17 protein-coding genes and 1 tRNA gene are annotated in these 15377 nt (G+C 65.1%); 7 read left to right on the top strand and 11 right to left on the bottom strand.

The window, feature by feature from the left end:
- Positions 1–405: 405 nt before the first annotated feature.
- Both msrQ and msrP read right to left on the bottom strand, forming a co-directional pair.
- Positions 406–1014 carry a protein-methionine-sulfoxide reductase heme-binding subunit MsrQ gene (msrQ, locus tag C0V75_RS05440; RefSeq protein ID WP_101919829.1) on the bottom strand — a complete coding sequence of 203 codons (609 nt, stop codon included), beginning with the start codon at positions 1012–1014 and terminating at the stop codon, positions 406–408.
- Positions 1014–1925, bottom strand: a complete 912-nt coding sequence (gene msrP, locus C0V75_RS05435; protein WP_101919828.1) for a protein-methionine-sulfoxide reductase catalytic subunit MsrP — start codon at positions 1923–1925, stop codon at positions 1014–1016. The genes msrQ and msrP overlap by 1 nt, the downstream gene beginning before the upstream one ends.
- A 288-nt stretch (positions 1926–2213) precedes the next feature.
- Here msrP and C0V75_RS05430 point away from each other — a divergent pair, with 288 nt between their 5' ends.
- Positions 2214–2696, top strand: coding sequence for a fasciclin domain-containing protein (locus C0V75_RS05430; RefSeq protein WP_101919827.1), 483 nt, complete (start codon positions 2214–2216; stop codon positions 2694–2696).
- A gap of 58 nt (positions 2697–2754) precedes the next feature.
- On the opposite strand, the gene clpB is transcribed toward C0V75_RS05430, so the two are convergent.
- The 5 genes from clpB to C0V75_RS05405 all read right to left on the bottom strand — a co-directional run bounded on the left by clpB (position 2755) and on the right by C0V75_RS05405 (position 8746).
- Positions 2755–5367: an ATP-dependent chaperone ClpB gene (clpB, locus tag C0V75_RS05425; protein WP_101919826.1), complete on the bottom strand. Its 2613-nt coding sequence runs from the start codon at positions 5365–5367 to the stop codon at positions 2755–2757.
- A gap of 152 nt (positions 5368–5519) precedes the next feature.
- A complete protein-coding gene (locus C0V75_RS05420; RefSeq protein ID WP_101919825.1) occupies positions 5520–6344 on the bottom strand; it encodes a TolB family protein in 825 nt (274 codons plus the stop codon).
- Positions 6341–7111 (bottom strand): hypothetical protein, encoded by a 771-nt coding sequence (locus C0V75_RS05415; RefSeq protein ID WP_101919824.1) that lies wholly within the window; start codon positions 7109–7111, stop codon positions 6341–6343. The genes C0V75_RS05420 and C0V75_RS05415 overlap by 4 nt, the downstream gene beginning before the upstream one ends.
- Positions 7112–7128: 17 nt before the next feature.
- A complete protein-coding gene (locus C0V75_RS05410) occupies positions 7129–7848 on the bottom strand; it encodes a copper homeostasis protein CutC (protein WP_101919823.1) in 720 nt (239 codons plus the stop codon).
- Entirely contained in the window at positions 7841–8746 is a 906-nt protein-coding gene (locus C0V75_RS05405) for an ROK family protein (RefSeq protein WP_254216376.1), read from the bottom strand. The genes C0V75_RS05410 and C0V75_RS05405 overlap by 8 nt, the downstream gene beginning before the upstream one ends.
- A 91-nt stretch (positions 8747–8837) precedes the next feature.
- Here C0V75_RS05405 and pyrF point away from each other — a divergent pair, with 91 nt between their 5' ends.
- Entirely contained in the window at positions 8838–9533 is a 696-nt protein-coding gene (pyrF, locus tag C0V75_RS05400) for an orotidine-5'-phosphate decarboxylase (protein ID WP_101919930.1), read from the top strand.
- Here the strand turns inward: pyrF and C0V75_RS05395 are convergent.
- Genes C0V75_RS05395 through C0V75_RS05385 form a run of 3 tightly spaced genes read right to left on the bottom strand, consistent with a single transcriptional unit; the run spans position 9508 to position 11082 of the window.
- The gene (locus C0V75_RS05395; RefSeq protein ID WP_101919821.1) at positions 9508–9942 is read right to left on the bottom strand and encodes an NUDIX hydrolase; all 435 of its coding nucleotides are present in this window, start codon (positions 9940–9942) and stop codon (positions 9508–9510) included. The genes pyrF and C0V75_RS05395 overlap by 26 nt on opposite strands.
- Complete coding sequence (locus C0V75_RS05390; protein WP_101919820.1) at positions 9932–10204, bottom strand: NfeD family protein; 273 nt, start codon at positions 10202–10204, stop codon at positions 9932–9934. The genes C0V75_RS05395 and C0V75_RS05390 overlap by 11 nt, the downstream gene beginning before the upstream one ends.
- Positions 10204–11082 carry an SPFH domain-containing protein gene (locus C0V75_RS05385; protein WP_101919819.1) on the bottom strand — a complete coding sequence of 293 codons (879 nt, stop codon included), beginning with the start codon at positions 11080–11082 and terminating at the stop codon, positions 10204–10206. The genes C0V75_RS05390 and C0V75_RS05385 overlap by 1 nt, the downstream gene beginning before the upstream one ends.
- A gap of 104 nt (positions 11083–11186) precedes the next feature.
- On the opposite strand from C0V75_RS05385, the gene C0V75_RS05380 reads away from it, so the two are divergent.
- A complete protein-coding gene (locus tag C0V75_RS05380; RefSeq protein WP_101919929.1) occupies positions 11187–12440 on the top strand; it encodes a DNA polymerase IV in 1254 nt (417 codons plus the stop codon).
- 9 nt (positions 12441–12449) lie between these two features.
- On the opposite strand, the gene C0V75_RS05375 is transcribed toward C0V75_RS05380, so the two are convergent.
- Positions 12450–13310: an N-formylglutamate amidohydrolase gene (locus C0V75_RS05375; protein WP_101919818.1), complete on the bottom strand. Its 861-nt coding sequence runs from the start codon at positions 13308–13310 to the stop codon at positions 12450–12452.
- A gap of 137 nt (positions 13311–13447) precedes the next feature.
- On the opposite strand from C0V75_RS05375, the gene C0V75_RS05370 reads away from it, so the two are divergent.
- The 4 genes from C0V75_RS05370 (at position 13448) to C0V75_RS05355 (ending at position 15376) form a co-directional block, all read left to right on the top strand.
- Positions 13448–13522: transfer RNA gene (locus C0V75_RS05370), tRNA-Val, on the top strand.
- Positions 13523–13592: 70 nt separating this feature from the next.
- On the top strand, positions 13593–13718 hold the full coding sequence (gene ykgO, locus C0V75_RS05365; RefSeq protein ID WP_023666132.1) for a type B 50S ribosomal protein L36: 126 nt from the start codon (positions 13593–13595) through the stop codon (positions 13716–13718).
- 216 nt (positions 13719–13934) lie between these two features.
- Entirely contained in the window at positions 13935–14540 is a 606-nt protein-coding gene (locus C0V75_RS05360) for an FMN-binding negative transcriptional regulator (RefSeq protein ID WP_101919817.1), read from the top strand.
- Positions 14541–14770: 230 nt separating this feature from the next.
- Complete coding sequence (locus C0V75_RS05355) at positions 14771–15376, top strand: glutathione S-transferase (protein ID WP_101919816.1); 606 nt, start codon at positions 14771–14773, stop codon at positions 15374–15376.
- Position 15377: the final 1 nt, after the last annotated feature.

Genomic DNA, 15377 nt, shown 5'->3' with positions numbered 1-15377 from the left:
CGGGTCTCCCCTAGTAGGCCGATATGCAAACAATCCAGACGCCGATGCGCCCAAACCGCCCACATATCCCTTCATAAAAACAGCAATGTCAAAGAGCTACCCAAGGACAAAAACGATCAGGGCGCCAGCTTCCTAGCGTATCCCCGTCCGCCTTGTCTTCAGATGTTCCGGCTTTCTGCGTCGTTTCCGCTTTCGCGTCATTGTCGCTTCCGACCGTCACCGTCGCCGTTCCGCTTCGGTGAGGGGGTATTTACGGAGGTGCGCCGGAGGCCGCAAGAGGGAAAAATGCGAAAGTCGCGATTTTTTTCCCGGAGACGGATTTATCCACAAAATCTTGGGGTTGGCGCAATTCTGGGCACCAGGGACGCTGCGGCGCAGCAACTTTGTGACGCGGTGCAGCCGTTTTCAGGCGGTTTGCGGCATCCGCCGACGCCGGTTGTGCCAGACCCGTGCCGCCAGCAGGACCAGGATGATCGACAGATAGGCCAAAGGCTCTACCGGCCAGGCCTTCACCAGCATCAGGTAGTGAATCGCGCCACCCAGTGCCGCCACATAGGTCAGGCGATGGAGGCGATTCCATGCCGCGGCCCCGAGGCGGCGGATGGATGCATTGTTTGAGGTGATCGCCAGCGGCAGCATGGCGAGGAATGCGATCATGCCGATGATGATGTACCAGCGTTTCAACAGATCGGCGGCCATCTGGTCCCAGCGCAGACCCATGTCGAGCACGACCCATGTCAGCAGATGCATGGTGACATAGAAGAAGGCGAGAAGGCCGATGGCACGGCGGAAGCGGATCAGGTTCAGGCCAGCCCAGCGCAGCGGCGTGACAAGTAGGCCCGCGACGATGAACTGGAGGCCGAGTTCCCCCAAGCGCAGTTCTATCGCCTTCACCGGATCTGGGCCGAGGCCATTGGTCAGGGTAAGCCAGACGATCCAGAGGAAGGGCAGCACGCCCGCCAGATAGACGGCATTGACCGGAACCCGGCGGGCGAGGGTGTTGATCCGGTCCATCAGTAGAACTTCGCCAGGTCCATGCCGGCATAGAGGGAGGCCACTTCGGCCTCGTAGCCGTTGAACATGAGCGTGTCCTGACGACCCCCGAAAAGGCCCGAACCGACGCGGCGTTCCGTGGCCTGCGACCAGCGGGGGTGGTCCACCGTCGGGTTCACATTTGCATAGAAGCCGTATTCGGAAGGTTGCAGCATGTTCCATGTCGTCGGCGGCTCTTCGGCGACCAGGCTGATGCGCACGATGCTCTTGATCGACTTGAAGCCATATTTCCATGGCACGACCAGCCGGATCGGCGCACCGTTCTGCTTGGGCATCTCTTCGCCATAGAGGCCGGTGGCCAGAATGGTGAGGGGGTTCATCGCCTCGTCCAGACGCAATCCCTCACGGTAGGGCCAATCGAGGATGGGCGACTGCTGTCCTACCATCTCATCAGGACGGACGAGCGTTTCGAAGGCCACGTATTTTGCGCCCGGCTGCACGCCGACACGGTTGAGCAGGCCCGAGAGTTCGAAGCCGATCCAGGGAATGATCATCGACCAGGCCTCGACGCAGCGGAAACGGTAGATGCGTTCTTCCAGCGGCTGGTCCTTCACCACATCCGCAATGTCATAGGTGCCGGGGCGATCGACAAGTCCGTCGATCACGATGGACCACGGGTCGGTCGTCAGCGCCCCGGCGTTGCGGGCCGGGTCTTCCTTGCCGGTGCCGAACTCATAGAAGTTGTTGTAGCTGGTGATGTCTTCGAAGCTGTTGGGTTCTTCGGTCGTCGAAAAGCTGCTTGGGGAATAGGTCAGCTTGGCGGTTGCGGGGCCTGCCAGCAGGGCCGCCCCGGCCCCGGCCAGAACTGCGCGGCGGTTGAGCCAGAGGTGTTTCGGGGTCACGTCGGACCAGCCGAGGGTGGTTTTCTTCATCTCTCTCTCCTTCGCAGCCTGCTGCGCAACAGTGTGCGCCTGTCCGGGCAAAAGACAACGGACCGCCTCATCACCATGGCGATACGTGGAAAGATGAAGCCTTGTTTCAGTAACGGAAGATAAATCCGCGTCACAGGTTTTTGAGTTGAAGCAGAAAGATGCCGCCGCTTAGGGCGGCCACGCCGGGCGGCAAGGCGGCATAACGCATCTGTCAGCGTCATCCGATCCGTTTCCTACCCCATATGAGGGAGGCCAATTCTGGCGAGAGATCAAATGGGAGTGACGCCAATGATCCGCAGAACCTTTCTTGCCCTGACCACCGCGATGGCGATTTCGGCACCGGCCTTTGCCCAGGATGCGAAGGACATCGTCGACACCGCCGTGGGTGCGGGCAACTTCACCACGCTGGTCGCCGCTGTCGAAGCGGCTGGTCTGGTTGAAACGCTGAAGGGCGAAGGCCCGTTCACCGTGTTTGCGCCGACCGACGCCGCCTTTGCCGCACTGCCCGCCGGCACGGTGGAAGACCTGCTGAAGCCCGAGAACAAGGACAAGCTGACCGCGATCCTGACCTATCACGTCGTGCCGGGCAAAGTGATGTCCACCGACCTGTCCGAAGGGCTGAAGGCCGCGACGGTTCAGGGTGGTGAAGTGACCATCACTCTGGACGGTGGTGCCAAGGTCAATGGTGCCGTCATCTCGACCGCTGATATCGAAGCGTCGAATGGCGTGATCCACGTCATCGACTCGGTCATCCTGCCGCCGGAAGGCTGATTCTCCGCTTCTTTGTCGGAAACCTGGGGGCGCAGCAACGCTGCGCCCCCTTGTCTTGTCAATGAACGACCGCCTGTGCGGGCCTGTCGCGGCGCGAGGCGATGACGCGGTCGCCCACGATCAACCCCTCGGCCCCTGCGGTGACATGAACGGTGGCGCCATCGAGGATGTCACCGGCGAGCAGCATTTCGGCCAGCGGGTCCTGCAACTGGCGCTGGATCACCCTCTTGAGGGGCCGCGCGCCATAGACGGGATCATAGCCTTCCTCGGCAAGCCAGGCCTTGGCATCGGCGGCAAGATCGAGCGTGATCTTCCGCTGCGCCAGCCGTTTTTCCAGACGGCGGAGCTGGATATCCACGATCCCGGTCATGTCGGCGCGACCGAGGCGATCGAAGATGATCGTCTCATCCAGACGGTTCAGGAATTCGGGGCGGAAATGGGCCCGCACCGCCTCCATCACCTCGCGCTTGGCCATCTGGGCGTCGGCGCCGTCAGGCAGGGTTGAAAGCGCCTGCGATCCGAGGTTCGAGGTCAGGACGATGATCGTCTGCTTGAAGTCCACCGTCCGGCCCTGCCCATCGGTCAGGATGCCGTCGTCGAGCACTTGCAGAAGCACGTTGAAGACGTCCGGATGGGCCTTTTCCACCTCGTCGAAGAGCACGACCTGATAGGGTTTGCGCCGCACCGCTTCTGTCAGCACGCCGCCTTCGTCATAGCCGACATAGCCGGGGGGCGCACCGATCAGCCGCGCCACGGCGTGCTTTTCCATGAACTCGGACATGTCGATGCGGACCATCGCGGTTTCATCGTCAAAGAGGTATTCGGCGAGGGCCTTGGTAAGTTCCGTCTTGCCCACCCCGGTCGGGCCGAGGAAGAGGAACGACCCAAGCGGGCGGCCCTCGTCGTTCAGCCCGGCGCGGGCGCGGCGGACGGCTTTGGACACGGCTTCCACCGCCTGACGCTGACCGACCACGCGGCGGCCGAGTTCCTCTTCCATCCGCAAGAGCTTTTCCTTTTCTCCCTCCAGCATCTTGGTCGTAGGGATACCGGTCCAGCGTTCCACGACTTCGGCGATCTGTTCGGGGCGGACGGCTTCGGACACCAGGGCATCGCCTTCGCGGGCCTCGGCCTCGGCCAGGGATTTCTCCAGCCCCGGGATGCGGCCATATTGCAATTCGCCTGCCTTGGCGAAATCACCTTCCCGCTTCGCCTGGTCCAGTTCGGCGCGGGCGCGGTCGAGCTGTTCCTTCAGCTCGCGCGCCTGTTCGAGGCTGTCGCGTTCGGCCTGCCATTTGGCCGTCATCGCGGCGGATTGCTGTTGCAGGTCGGACAGTTCCTTTTCCAGCTTTTCCAACCGGTCGCGGGAGGCGGCATCGTCCTCTTTCTTCAGCGCCTCGGATTCGATCTGGAATTGCAGGATCTGACGATCCAGCGCATCGAGTTCCTCGGGCTTGCTGTCCACCTCCATCCGCAGGCGGCTGGCGGCTTCGTCCACAAGGTCGATCGCCTTGTCGGGAAGGAAGCGGTCAGTGATGTAGCGGTGCGAGAGGGTGGCCGCTGCCACCAGCGCCGAGTCGCTGATGCGGACGCCATGGTGGAGTTCGTATTTCTCCTTGATCCCGCGAAGGATGGAGATGGTATCCTCCACTGTGGGTTCGTTCACCATCACCGGCTGGAACCGGCGGGCGAGGGCCGCGTCCTTTTCCACGTATTTGCGGTATTCATCCAGCGTGGTGGCACCGACGCAGTGAAGTTCACCCCGCGCGAGCGCGGGCTTGATGAGATTGGCCGCATCCATCGCGCCATCGGATTTGCCCGCGCCGACGAGGGTATGCATTTCGTCGATGAAGAGAATGATCTCGCCATCGGCGGAGGTGACCTCGTTCAGGATGGCCTTCAGACGTTCCTCGAATTCACCGCGATATTTTGCGCCCGCGATGAGGGCGCCCATGTCCAGCGCCATGAGCCTTTTGTTGCGCAGGCTTTCCGGCACGTCGCCGTTGACAATGCGCAGGGCGAGGCCCTCGGCGATGGCGGTCTTGCCGACGCCGGGTTCGCCGATGAGGACGGGGTTGTTCTTGGTGCGGCGCGACAGGACCTGCATGGCGCGGCGGATTTCCTCATCCCGGCCAATGATCGGGTCGATCTTGCCCTGTTCCGCGGCCTCGGTCAGATCGCGGGCGTATTTCTTCAGCGCGTCATAGCCTTCTTCGGCAGATGCCGTGTCGGCGGTGCGGCCCTTGCGGATGTCGTTGATCGCGGTGTTGAGTTTCTGCGGCGTGACGGCACCGGCATCCAGCGCCTGTTTGGCGGCGCCGGGCACCATGGCCAGGGCCATGAGGATACGTTCCACGGGAACGAAGCTGTCGCCGGCCTTTTTCGCCACCTTCTCCGCCTCGTCCAGAACCTTGACAAGGCCCGGATCGGTGAAGGGCTGTGCGTCGCCAGAAACCTTGGGGAGTTTCGACAGGGCGAGCGTGATGCCTTCCACCACACGGGCGGGTTCACCCCCGGCACGGCGGATGAGGTTGGCGGCCAACCCCTGTTCGTCATCCATGAGCGCCTTGAGCAGGTGTTCGGGCGCAAGCCTCTGATGGCTTTCCCGCATGGCGATGGTCTGCGCGGCCTGAAGGAACCCGCGCGAGCGTTCCGTGAACTTTTCAAGGTTCATCGGCATATCTCCTTTTCATAGCACCGTCCTGCGACCGCCCTGAAGAGGCACGCCCGCACCGGCCTTGTCGAGAAGATGGGTCACCCTGCCCCCTGCTGCAAGATTGCAACGCAGGGATGCGTCAACTTTTCCGGAACCGGGCGGGAAAGCCGTCAGGGCGTGTAATGCACGAAGGCGAAGGCGTGGCCATCGGGCGCCCAGTTCGGCACGTTCATCGTGCCCTGCCCGCCCGTGACTTCCAGGATGCGGCGGCGGTTGCTGCCATCGGGACGGCACAGGACAAGCGCGACCGGCAGATCGGCGGGATGGCCCTCTGTGCCGGGCGGATAGGCGAGATACACGAGATGCCTTCCGCAAGGTGAGGGGTGGGGGAACCAGTTCACGTTATCATCGGCGAAGAGTTTTCGCTGATCGGACCCGTCGGCCTGCATGACCCATATCTGCGCATGGCCGGCACGATCGCAGTTCCAGTAGATGCGCCGCCCGTCATGGCTGAAATCCGGGCCGTCGGAATGGCCCTGGCCAAAGGTGAGACGGGTTTCTTCGCCCCCTGCGGCGGGCATGGTGTAGAGATCGACGATCCGGCTGCCGCCCCGTGCGGCGGCGAAGGCGAGGGTTTCGCCATCGGGCGACCAGCCATGCCACCAGCTTGGCGCGGCGTCATTGATCAGGCGCGGGGTCCCGCCTGTGGCGGGGATCATGAACATCTCGGCCCCGCGCCCGCGATGGGCCGAGAAGATGATGGTCTTCCCGTCGGGGCTGATGCCGTGGTCATTGTTGCAGCGGGCATCCAACCCGATGTCGAAAGGGTGCAGGGCGGGCCGGTCCAGCGGCACGCGGAACAGCCGCCCGCCCCCGTTCACCAGCAATGCCTCACCCGAAGGAAACCAGTTCGGTGCCTCGATCCGGTGATCAACGGTCAGGATGGTGCGGGCGCGGGCTTCGGCGATAGTCCAGATGGCGAGGTGAGATTTCACCGGTCCCTGGCCTTGAGCAGTTTCGGCGGGCGGAGCCTTTCGGCATCGCGCATCAGGCTGAAGGTCTGGTTGACGTAGTTCACCACGCCCGAGATCTGTTCCATGTAGGTGGTGAGTTCGGGGGTCTTCTCGGCCTCGACCATCTGGACGGGCCGGTCGGGGCCTTCATGTTCGAACTGGCAGTAGAAGAGGGGTTCGCCCCGCTTCAGGATGATGTCTTTTTCCGGTTCGTGCCATTCGAAGGCCCACATGATGGGGCGCGGCCAGAGGTTCAACTGGAAGCGGCCGCCGAAGATCGTGCCGGGGAGCGGGTCCTTGCGGTAATGGGCAAAGGTGCCGACCTGCGTCATCCAGACGGGTTCGTCGGCGATGAAGGTATAGGGGAGTTGCAACTGGATTGTCGGGCGATCCGGGTAGCGCCATTCCACCTCGGACACGAGGGTGAGGACCTCGTTCAGCTTGTTGGACCGGATGGGCGAGGCGCTGCCGGCACGATTGACCAGCACGGCCTTGCCCTTGTCATCGCGGGCAAAGCCGATGTGCAGGTCGAAGGGGCATTTCACCGCGAAATAGCGGCTTTCCATCTGGATGACGGCGGGGCAGCGGCTGGCGCTTTTCGCATGGCTGCGGTTGACCTGGCGCGAGACGAGGCGTTCGGGCGGATCATAGAGGACCGCGCCCTTGTCGGAGGACAGGAACCAGCCGACCTGCACGGGGCCGGAACGGGGGCCATCATCGGGGCGGTCATAGGTCACGGTGATCTGCACGGGTCCAACCTTTTCTTCTACAGCGCCTTGAGGGCCGCCGTCAGGGCACGCACCGCGGCATCCGAGGTGACGCGCCGTTCCGGCGGGCCGAAACCGAGGGATGATATGGTGGCTGCCTCGGGTTCCGGCATGGAACAGGAGGCGTGGATTTCGCGCAAGGGCAGATGGGCAAGCGCGGACAGGGTTTCGGGACGGATGCCCGATCCGGGCATCACCGTGATGCGGCGCGACGCCAGTTGCATCAGGGCGGCGAGGGAGTCCACCCCCTCCGGCGCGGTGGCCGCGCCGCCCGAGGTGAGGATGCGGCTGAAACCCAGTGCAATGGCGGTTTCGAGCGCCTGTGCCCTGTCGGGCGTCAGGTCGAAGCAGCGGTGGAGCGTGGTGTCCATCCCCTCGGCCTCGGCCAGGAGGGTGGAAAGCATCCATTCATCCAGCCGCCCGTCGGGCCGCGAGGCCCCGAGGACGACACCGGCAAGGCCGACGCTGCGGGCGGCGGCGATGTCGGCCTTCATCTGGCGCAGGTCTTCGCTGGACCACAGGAATCCGCCCGCGCGGGGGCGGATCATGGCCATGACGGGGACGGAGGCGCGGGCGGCCTCGGCCATCAGGCCGGGGGAGGGGGTCAGGCCACCAAGGGCAAGCGCCGAGCAAAGCTCGATCCGCCCTGCCCCGCCGCGGATGGCGGCGGCAAGGCCGGTGGCATCTTCGACGCAGACTTCGAGCAGGATGTCAGCCAAAGGCCACCTCGGCGGCGGCGGCGGCCCCGATCAGCCCCGGTTCGATGCGGCAGAGCGCCGGGACGACGAGCGGGCCATCGCTGCGGCGCAGGATCATGGCGCGGACGGCCTCGTCCAGATGGGCGATGAGGGCGGGGACGTTGGACAGGCCCCCGCCGACCGGGACGATGGAGGCGCCGACGGTGTTCAGGATCATGGCCAGGGGCGGGGCGAGGAGCGCGCGCCAAATCTCGACGGTCTTTCGGGCCTGCGGATCGCCGGATTGCCAGCCTCGCAACAGGGCTTCGGATGTGACGGCTGCGCCGTGGAGGGCAAGGTGCAGTCTTTCGATCCCGCGCGCCGAACAGACGGCGTCGAGGCAGCCTGTCAGGCCGCAGCCGCAGGCAAAGGCGGGCAGGGTGACGCCTTCGACCTGTGTCCGCGCGACAGGGCCATGGCCCCATTCCCCCGCAAACCCGCCGGGGCCGGAGACGGGCCGACCCTCGATCACCAGCCCGCCCCCGACCCCGGTGCCGAGGATGATGCCGAAGACGGTGCGGTGCCCCTGCCCCGCGCCCTGCGTCGCTTCGGCCATGGCGAAGCAATCGGCATCGTTCAGGATCAGGACCGGAAGGTTGAGGAGGGATTCGAGATCGGGGCCGAGGCGGCGGCCATCGGCGCAGGGAATATTGGCGACGCGCAGGCGTTGCGTATCGGGGTCCACCACCCCGGCGATGGAAATGGCTATGGCTGCGGGCTGCTGACGATCGGCGAAGCGGGCTATGGCAGAGGTAAAGGCGGAGAAATCATCCGTCGGCGTGGGCGTGTCGCCGAGTGGCGAAAGGCGGCCACCTTCGGACGTGGCGGCCTTGATCCGGCTGCCGCCGATGTCGAAACAGAGGATCATGCGCTGTCCCATGCGGTTTTCGCGCAGATTAACGGGCTTCGCGCGGCTTGACAGCCCCGCCCGTGCGGATCATCTGGCGCGGGCTTTCATCGGGGGAATGCGGATGTCTGACGACCGTCTGATCGTGGCGCTGGATGTGCCGAACGTGGTGCAGGGTCTGGACCTTGTTTCCCGCATCGGGGACGCAGCTTCCTTCTACAAGATCGGGCTCGGCATGCTGACCGGGGGTGGGCTGGCGCTTGCCAATGAGATCAAGGGCGAGATGGGAAAGCGCGTCTTTCTGGACCTGAAGCTGTTCGACATCGGCGCGACGATCGAGGCGGCGGTTCGGGGCATCGCGCGGTACGATCTGGACCTGCTGACGGTGCATGGCGACCCGCAGGTGGTGCGGGCCGCGGCGGAAGGCAAGGGCGGCACGGGGTTGAAGATCATGGCGGTGACGGTGCTGACCTCGCTCGACCGGGCCGATCTGGATGCGAACCTGATCAAGGCCGGTGATATCCATGATATCACGCTGGAACGGGCGGCGCGGGCGCTGGAGGCCGGGGCGGATGGCGTGATCGCCAGCCCGCAGGAGGCGGCGATGATCCGGGCGCTGCCGCAGGCAAGGGGCAAGCTGATCGTCACGCCGGGTGTGCGCCCGATGGGCGCAGCGGCAGGGGATCAGAAGCGGATCGCAACGCCGGCGCAGGCCATCGGTGATGGGGCGGATCACATCGTGGTGGGACGGCCGATCTGGCAGGCGGCGGACCCTGCCGCAGCGGCGCGCGCCGTCATTGCAGAGCTGCCTGCGCGTTGAGCGCGAGGCGCACGCGCTGCTGCATGGCGGGTATCGCCTTGGGATGGCTCAGGAATTCCGGGGTCTGCATCAGTTTCCAGGCCTGACCTTCGGACCCGAAGCGGATCGCTGCGACCTCGTCGCGCGTGATCTGCCCTGCAAAGAAGATGGCGGGTTTCGATGGATCGAGAAGCGACGGCAGCACCGCGCGGAAGGTGAGATGCCGGGGTGTCAGGTGCAGACCGAATTCTTCGTGCACTTCGCGGAGAAGGCAATCTTCGGGGCTTTCCGCACCTTCGCGGCCACCTCCGGGCAGGTCCCACATTCCCGGCCAGGGCAGGCCGGGATGTGTGTTACGCAGGCAGGTCAGAAGCGCATCGCCGCAGAAGAGAGCGGCCTTGGCCCCGACGAAACCCGCCTCAGTTATCATTGATATCGCGGTCCCAGACCTTCACCTGACCGGTGCGCACGCCCATCGTGCGGCGCAGGACGACCCAGGCGACGAGGGAGCAGAGCGCGAAGGTCAGGAAGAGGAAGGCCGGGCCGCCGGACAGGATGCCCAGTCCGACGAAGATGCCCGTCATCACTGCACCGATGGCGAAGCCGAGGAAAATGTAGCCGGGAAGCACAACTTCCAGCGCGCCGAGCAGGAAACCGGCGACGACCCAGACCCACCAGATGGACCACCACATCAGGATTTCCCCCGCACCAGCTTGAACGCATCGGAGAAGGCCTCCAGCGCGTTGGCGGGAAGGAGGATCGTCTGTTTGCCTTCGCCGACGGCGACCTGGGCCAGCGCCTCGACTTGCTTCATCGCGATCTGGTATTGCGCGGCCTCAAGCCCGTTGGCGGTGATGGCGCCGGCGATGACGCCTGTGGCATAGGCTTCGGCATCGGCAGTGATGCGCTTTGCCTTGGCGGCCTGTTCGGCGGCGTAGAGGTCGGCGTCGGCGGCGAGTTCGACGGCGCGCTTTTTCCCTTCCGCCTCGGTCACCTGAGCGCGGCGGGCGCGTTCGGCGTTGAGTTGCTGGAGCATCGCGGCGCGGGTCGCGTCGTCGAGATTGACGTCGAGGATTTCGGCCCGCGTCACCTCTACCCCCCAGTCATCGACCATCATCCGCACCTGTTCGCGCACCCTTTCGATGAGCTGGGCGCGGTTCGATTGGACCTGGTCGAGTTCGAGCTTGCCGATTTCGGACCGCACGATCCCGGCCACGGTGGTGGCAATGGCCGCATCGACATCACGGATGCGATAGACCGTCTTTTCCGGTTCGGTGATCCGGTAGAACACCGAAGTTTCCACCTTTACCAGCACGTTATCGGCGGTGATGGCATCCTGCGAGGCGTTGGGAAGTTGCCGTTCGAGGACAGAAATCTTGTGCGGCACACGGTCGAGGAAGGGGACGACGAAGTTGATCCCCGGACCGAGGACGGACCGCAGGCGACCGAAGCGTTCGACCACGTGCTTTTCGGACTGCGGCACAATGCGGACGCCAAGGAAAATGCAGATGATGATGAAGACGGCGATGGAAAGAAAGATCGCATTGCCGCCGAAAAGTTCAGGCTCCATGCCCGCCGCCTCCTGAAATGTCACGTGCGAATCATGGGGGTTTGACGCGCGGCGCGCAAGGGCCGGGCATGGACGGGCGGGCGGGCGCGGCGCATAGTGCTGCCATGCCTGCCCTTTGCCGCGATTGCCTGACGACCTTTGATACCGGCCTGCGCTGCCCCGCCTGCCGCAGCCCGCGGGTTCTGGCGCATCCCGAACTGTTTGACCTGTCCATCGCCCATATGGATTGCGATGCCTTCTATGCGAGCGTGGAGAAGCGCGACAATCCCGAGCTTGCCGACAAGCCCCTGATCGTGGGGGGTGGCACGCGGGGGGTTGTGTCAACCTGCTGTTATATCGCGCGAATCTCGGGCGTGCGGTCGGCGATGCCGATGTTTCAGGCGCTGAAGCTCTGCCCGGATGCGGTGGTGGTGAAGCCGCGGATGGCTGTCTATGCGGCGGAGAGCCGGAAGATCCGCGCGATGATGGAGGCCTTGACGCCCGATATCGAACCCCTGTCGCTGGACGAGGCCTTTCTCGACCTGTCGGGGACGGCGCGGCTGCATGGCGCGCCGCCTGCGGTGATGCTGGCCCGACTGGCGCGGCGGATGGAGACGGAACTGGGGCTGACCGGGTCTATCGGATTGAGTCACAACAAGTTTCTGGCGAAGATCGCCTCGGACCTCGACAAGCCGAAGGGGTTTTCGGTGATCGGGCGCGCGGAGACGCAGGCGTTTCTGACGCCGAAACCGGTGCGGATCATCTGGGGGGTGGGGACGGCGACGCAGGCGGCGCTGGAGGCGGCGGGGATACGCAGCATCGCGGACCTGCTGCGTTGGGAGCGGGCCGATCTGGTGGCGCGGTTCGGGAGCATGGGGGACCGGCTCTATCATCTGGCGCGGGGGCAGGATCAACGGCGGGTCAGCCGGGACGAGCGGCCCAAGTCGATCAGCAAGGAGACGACGTTCAACGAGGATACGGGCGATCCGGATATCCTGGACGGGCATATCTGGCGGCTGGCCGAGCAGGTGGCGGATCGGGCGAAGGCGAAGGGTCTGGGCGGGCGTGTTGTTGTGCTGAAGCTGAAACGTGATGATTTTCAGACTGTTACGCGGCGGCACGCGCTGGGGGATGCGACGCAGATGGCGGATCGCATCTATCGGGCGGCGCGGGAGTTGTTCGATCATGCCGGGGCGAAGGGGCAGTTCCGGCTGATCGGGGTGGGGATTGCCGATCTGGTGGCGGAGGATCAGGCGGATCGGTCAGGTGACCTGCTGGACCCGGAAGCGGGCAAGCGGGCCAGGGCGGAGCGGGCGGCGGATGCGATCCGGGCGAAGTTCGGGAAGGATGCGATCATCAAGGGGCGCGCGCTGCGGTGAGGCGGCGCCTCATTCCGCTGCAAGCGGCATGCTGCCCGCCTGAGGGGCGGTGACATCGGCGATGACGCGGGTCATAAGCCGCTGAAAATCCTTGAAATCCGCCCGGGGTTCGATGCGGGCCTCATCCATGTAGAGGGCGCGGTCGATCTCGATCTGCACCACATGCTGATGGCGCGAGGGGCGGCCATAGGCCTGGGCGATATAGGCGCCGGCGAAAGGGGCGTTGCGGGCGGTGCGCAGGCCTGCGGCGGCAAAGGCCTGTTCGATGCGATCCACCACATCGCGGGCGGCGGCGGCCCCGAAACGATCGCCCAGAACCACATCGGGGCGGGGATAGCCGGGGCGGGAATGCGCCTCGATCGCCTCATGCGGCATCGAGTGGCAGTCGATGAGGATGGCCCGGCCGAATTGTGCAAGGCTTTCATCCAGAAGGATTTTCAGTGCGGAATGGTAGGGGTGCCAGACGGAAAGGATGCGCTTTTCCGCCTCGGAGCGCGGGAGTTTGCCGCGATAGATGGCGCGGCCGCCGGCCACCACGCGGGGGATGACGCCGAGGCCGGAGGAAACGCGGGGGTTATGGGGGGCGCGGTCGATGCCTTCGATGACGGCGGGGTCAAGTTCGTCGGCGGCGCGGTTGAGGTCGATATAGGCGCGGGGGATGCGGGCGGCGAGCAGGGGCGCGCCGTGCAGAGGGGCCGCGGAAAAGAGGTGATCGACGAAGGCATCTTCCGAGGAGCGGATCGTGTGGCGATCAAGAAGGCTTTGCGAAACAAAGCTTTGCGGGTAGTCGGCCCCGGAATGGGGCGACGAGAAGACGACCGGGGTGGTCCGGCGCTTGGGAAGGTGGAGGGTATAGGCGTCGCTTTGCATCCCCCAGATATAGCCGTGTTTCTTCGGATGCCAAAACCCCTTGAACCTATGGGCGACTCCTTTTATAGACCCCACGACCGACGCGGACCCGCCCGCGTCCTTTTGTTTTGGGAACGGGCGGAAATGTGAAGGAGCGTGGGCGGTTAGCTCAGCGGTAGAGCACTACGTTGACATCGTAGTGGCCACTGGTTCGATCCCAGTACCGCCCACCATTTCGCCGTTTTCCGCGAGGGAAACATCAAGGATTTCAAGGCGCTGCGCGCCGCGAATGGGAGAAGAACGATGAAGGTTGCGAATTCGCTCCGCTCGCTCAAGACGCGTCATCGCGATTGCCAGGTCGTGCGCCGCAAAGGCCGCGTCTATGTGATCAACAAGACGCAGAAGCGGTACAAGGCCCGTCAGGGCTGATCTTTTCCGGGTGACCGGAGGACAGGGCCGCCCGGTGGGCAGCCTTTTGTTTTGCGCTGTCGCCAAGTGGCCGGGAACGCTGGCTTAATCTGGACATAGGGGCGAAAACGGCTGTGCCGTATGTTGTGCCGCGTTCTGTGCCGCAAACTGTGGCCACGCAGCGCACGCCGGGCGCGCGTTAACCTTAACGCAGCGAATCGTTTGGAGGGTCACAAGATGCATCCCAATCCCGCCTTCCGGGGCGCGGCCGAGGCGGAAAACCTGCGCTTCGCCGCAGCGAAGGGGTTCGGGATGCTGTGCCTGAACGGCGCGGCGGGGCCGTTGGCGGCGCATGTGCCTTTCGTCATGGCCGGGCCGCGGGTGGTGGAGGTGCATCTGGCGCGGTCCAATGCCCTTGCGCGGGTGGAATTGCCTGCGCCCGCCTTGCTGGCGGTGCAGGGGCCGGATGCCTATGTCTCGCCCGATTGGTACGGGGTGCCGGATCAGGTGCCGACATGGAATTACGTGGCGGTGCATCTGCGCGGCGTGCTGTCGCCGATGGAGCCGGAGGAGCTTGAGCCGCAGGTGGATGCGCTGTCGGCCGCCTTCGAAGGGCGGATCGCGGGCAAGCGGCCCTGGACCAAGGCGAAGATGGGCGAAGGCGTGATGCCGCGGATGATGCGGGGCATCCTGCCCTTTCGGCTGGAGGTGACGGAGGTGGAGGGGACCTGGAAGCTGAACCAGAACAAGGCGCCGGAGGCGCGGGCGGGGGTGATCGCGGCACTGGAGGCGCAGGGCGGGATGGCGGCGGAGATCGCGGCCCTGATGCGGGCGGTCGGGTGAGGGCTTGTCGGGCGGGGAGACCCCCGCCGTGTGGCAGTCGCCGGGCTGGGGAGGCGAAATCTGGCGCAGATTTCGCGGCGATTTCTGCACGCAGAAATCGGGGCAAGGCCGGGCGCGCGGCTGGGGAGCGGAATTTGCGTCAAATTCCGGCGCGGTTTGTGCGTCACAAACCGCTTTCCGGCGATGGGTCCTGCGCCTAGGGTCGGGGCAAAACCGACGGAGCCTGTGACATGCGCCTCTATTTCTCTCCCACCTCGCCCTATGTCCGGAAGGTCATGGTCCTGCTGCATGAGACAGGCCAGATGGATGAGGTGGAGCTTGTGGCCGGATCGGGCAGCCCGGTCGATCCGGGGACGGCGCCGCTGGAAGCGAATCCCTTGGGCAAGGTGCCCGCGCTGGAGCGGCCCGACGGGCCTGCGCTCTATGACAGCCGGGTGATCTGTCGCTATCTCGACGCGCGGGCGGAGGCAGGGCTTTACCCGACCGGCGCGCGCCTGTGGGACAGCCTGACCGTTGAGGCGACGGGGGACGGCATCCTCGATGCGGCGCTGCTGATGGTCTATGAGGGGCGGCTGCGTCCGGAGGAGCTGCGCTTTGCCCCCTGGGTAGAGGGGCAGTGGGCCAAGGTGGACCGGGCGCTGGATGTGCTGGAAACGCGCTGGCTGGCGCATCTGCGGGGGCCGCTGGAGGCCGGGCAGATCGCGGTGGGCTGTGCGCTGGGCTATCTGGATTTCCGCCATGGCGCGCGGGGGTGGCGGACGGGGCGGCCGGGTCTGGCGGCCTGGTTCGAGGGGTTTGCGGCGCGTCCGTCCATGATGGCGACGGTGCCCGCCTGAG

Origin of the sequence: Tabrizicola sp. TH137 (assembly GCF_002855575.1) — a bacterium.
Taxonomy (GTDB): Bacteria; Pseudomonadota; Alphaproteobacteria; order Rhodobacterales; family Rhodobacteraceae; genus Paragemmobacter.
The sequence above is the reverse complement of the archived record's forward strand: the minus strand, read 5'-3'. Positions and strand labels throughout refer to the sequence as shown.

Bases quoted from the DNA above. Each gene is read 5' to 3' on its own strand.
- clpB (WP_101919826.1), bottom strand. From the start codon at position 5,367: ATGAACCTTGAAAAGTTCACGGAACGCTCGCGCGGGTTCCTTCAGGCC.
- C0V75_RS05405 (WP_254216376.1), bottom strand. From the start codon at position 8,746: ATGGGACAGCGCATGATCCTCTGTTTCGACATCGGCGGCAGCCGGATC.
- C0V75_RS05390 (WP_101919820.1), bottom strand. From the start codon at position 10,204: ATGTGGTGGTCCATCTGGTGGGTCTGGGTCGTCGCCGGTTTCCTGCTC.
- ykgO (WP_023666132.1), top strand. From the start codon at position 13,593: ATGAAGGTTGCGAATTCGCTCCGCTCGCTCAAGACGCGTCATCGCGAT.
- C0V75_RS05355 (WP_101919816.1), top strand. From the start codon at position 14,771: ATGCGCCTCTATTTCTCTCCCACCTCGCCCTATGTCCGGAAGGTCATG.
- msrP (WP_101919828.1), bottom strand. From the start codon at position 1,925: ATGAAGAAAACCACCCTCGGCTGGTCCGACGTGACCCCGAAACACCTC.
- pyrF (WP_101919930.1), top strand. From the start codon at position 8,838: ATGTCTGACGACCGTCTGATCGTGGCGCTGGATGTGCCGAACGTGGTG.
- C0V75_RS05385 (WP_101919819.1), bottom strand. From the start codon at position 11,082: ATGGAGCCTGAACTTTTCGGCGGCAATGCGATCTTTCTTTCCATCGCC.
- C0V75_RS05430 (WP_101919827.1), top strand. From the start codon at position 2,214: ATGATCCGCAGAACCTTTCTTGCCCTGACCACCGCGATGGCGATTTCG.
- C0V75_RS05375 (WP_101919818.1), bottom strand. From the start codon at position 13,310: ATGCAAAGCGACGCCTATACCCTCCACCTTCCCAAGCGCCGGACCACC.
- C0V75_RS05360 (WP_101919817.1), top strand. From the start codon at position 13,935: ATGCATCCCAATCCCGCCTTCCGGGGCGCGGCCGAGGCGGAAAACCTG.
- msrQ (WP_101919829.1), bottom strand. From the start codon at position 1,014: ATGGACCGGATCAACACCCTCGCCCGCCGGGTTCCGGTCAATGCCGTC.
- C0V75_RS05395 (WP_101919821.1), bottom strand. From the start codon at position 9,942: ATGATAACTGAGGCGGGTTTCGTCGGGGCCAAGGCCGCTCTCTTCTGC.
- C0V75_RS05380 (WP_101919929.1), top strand. From the start codon at position 11,187: ATGCCTGCCCTTTGCCGCGATTGCCTGACGACCTTTGATACCGGCCTG.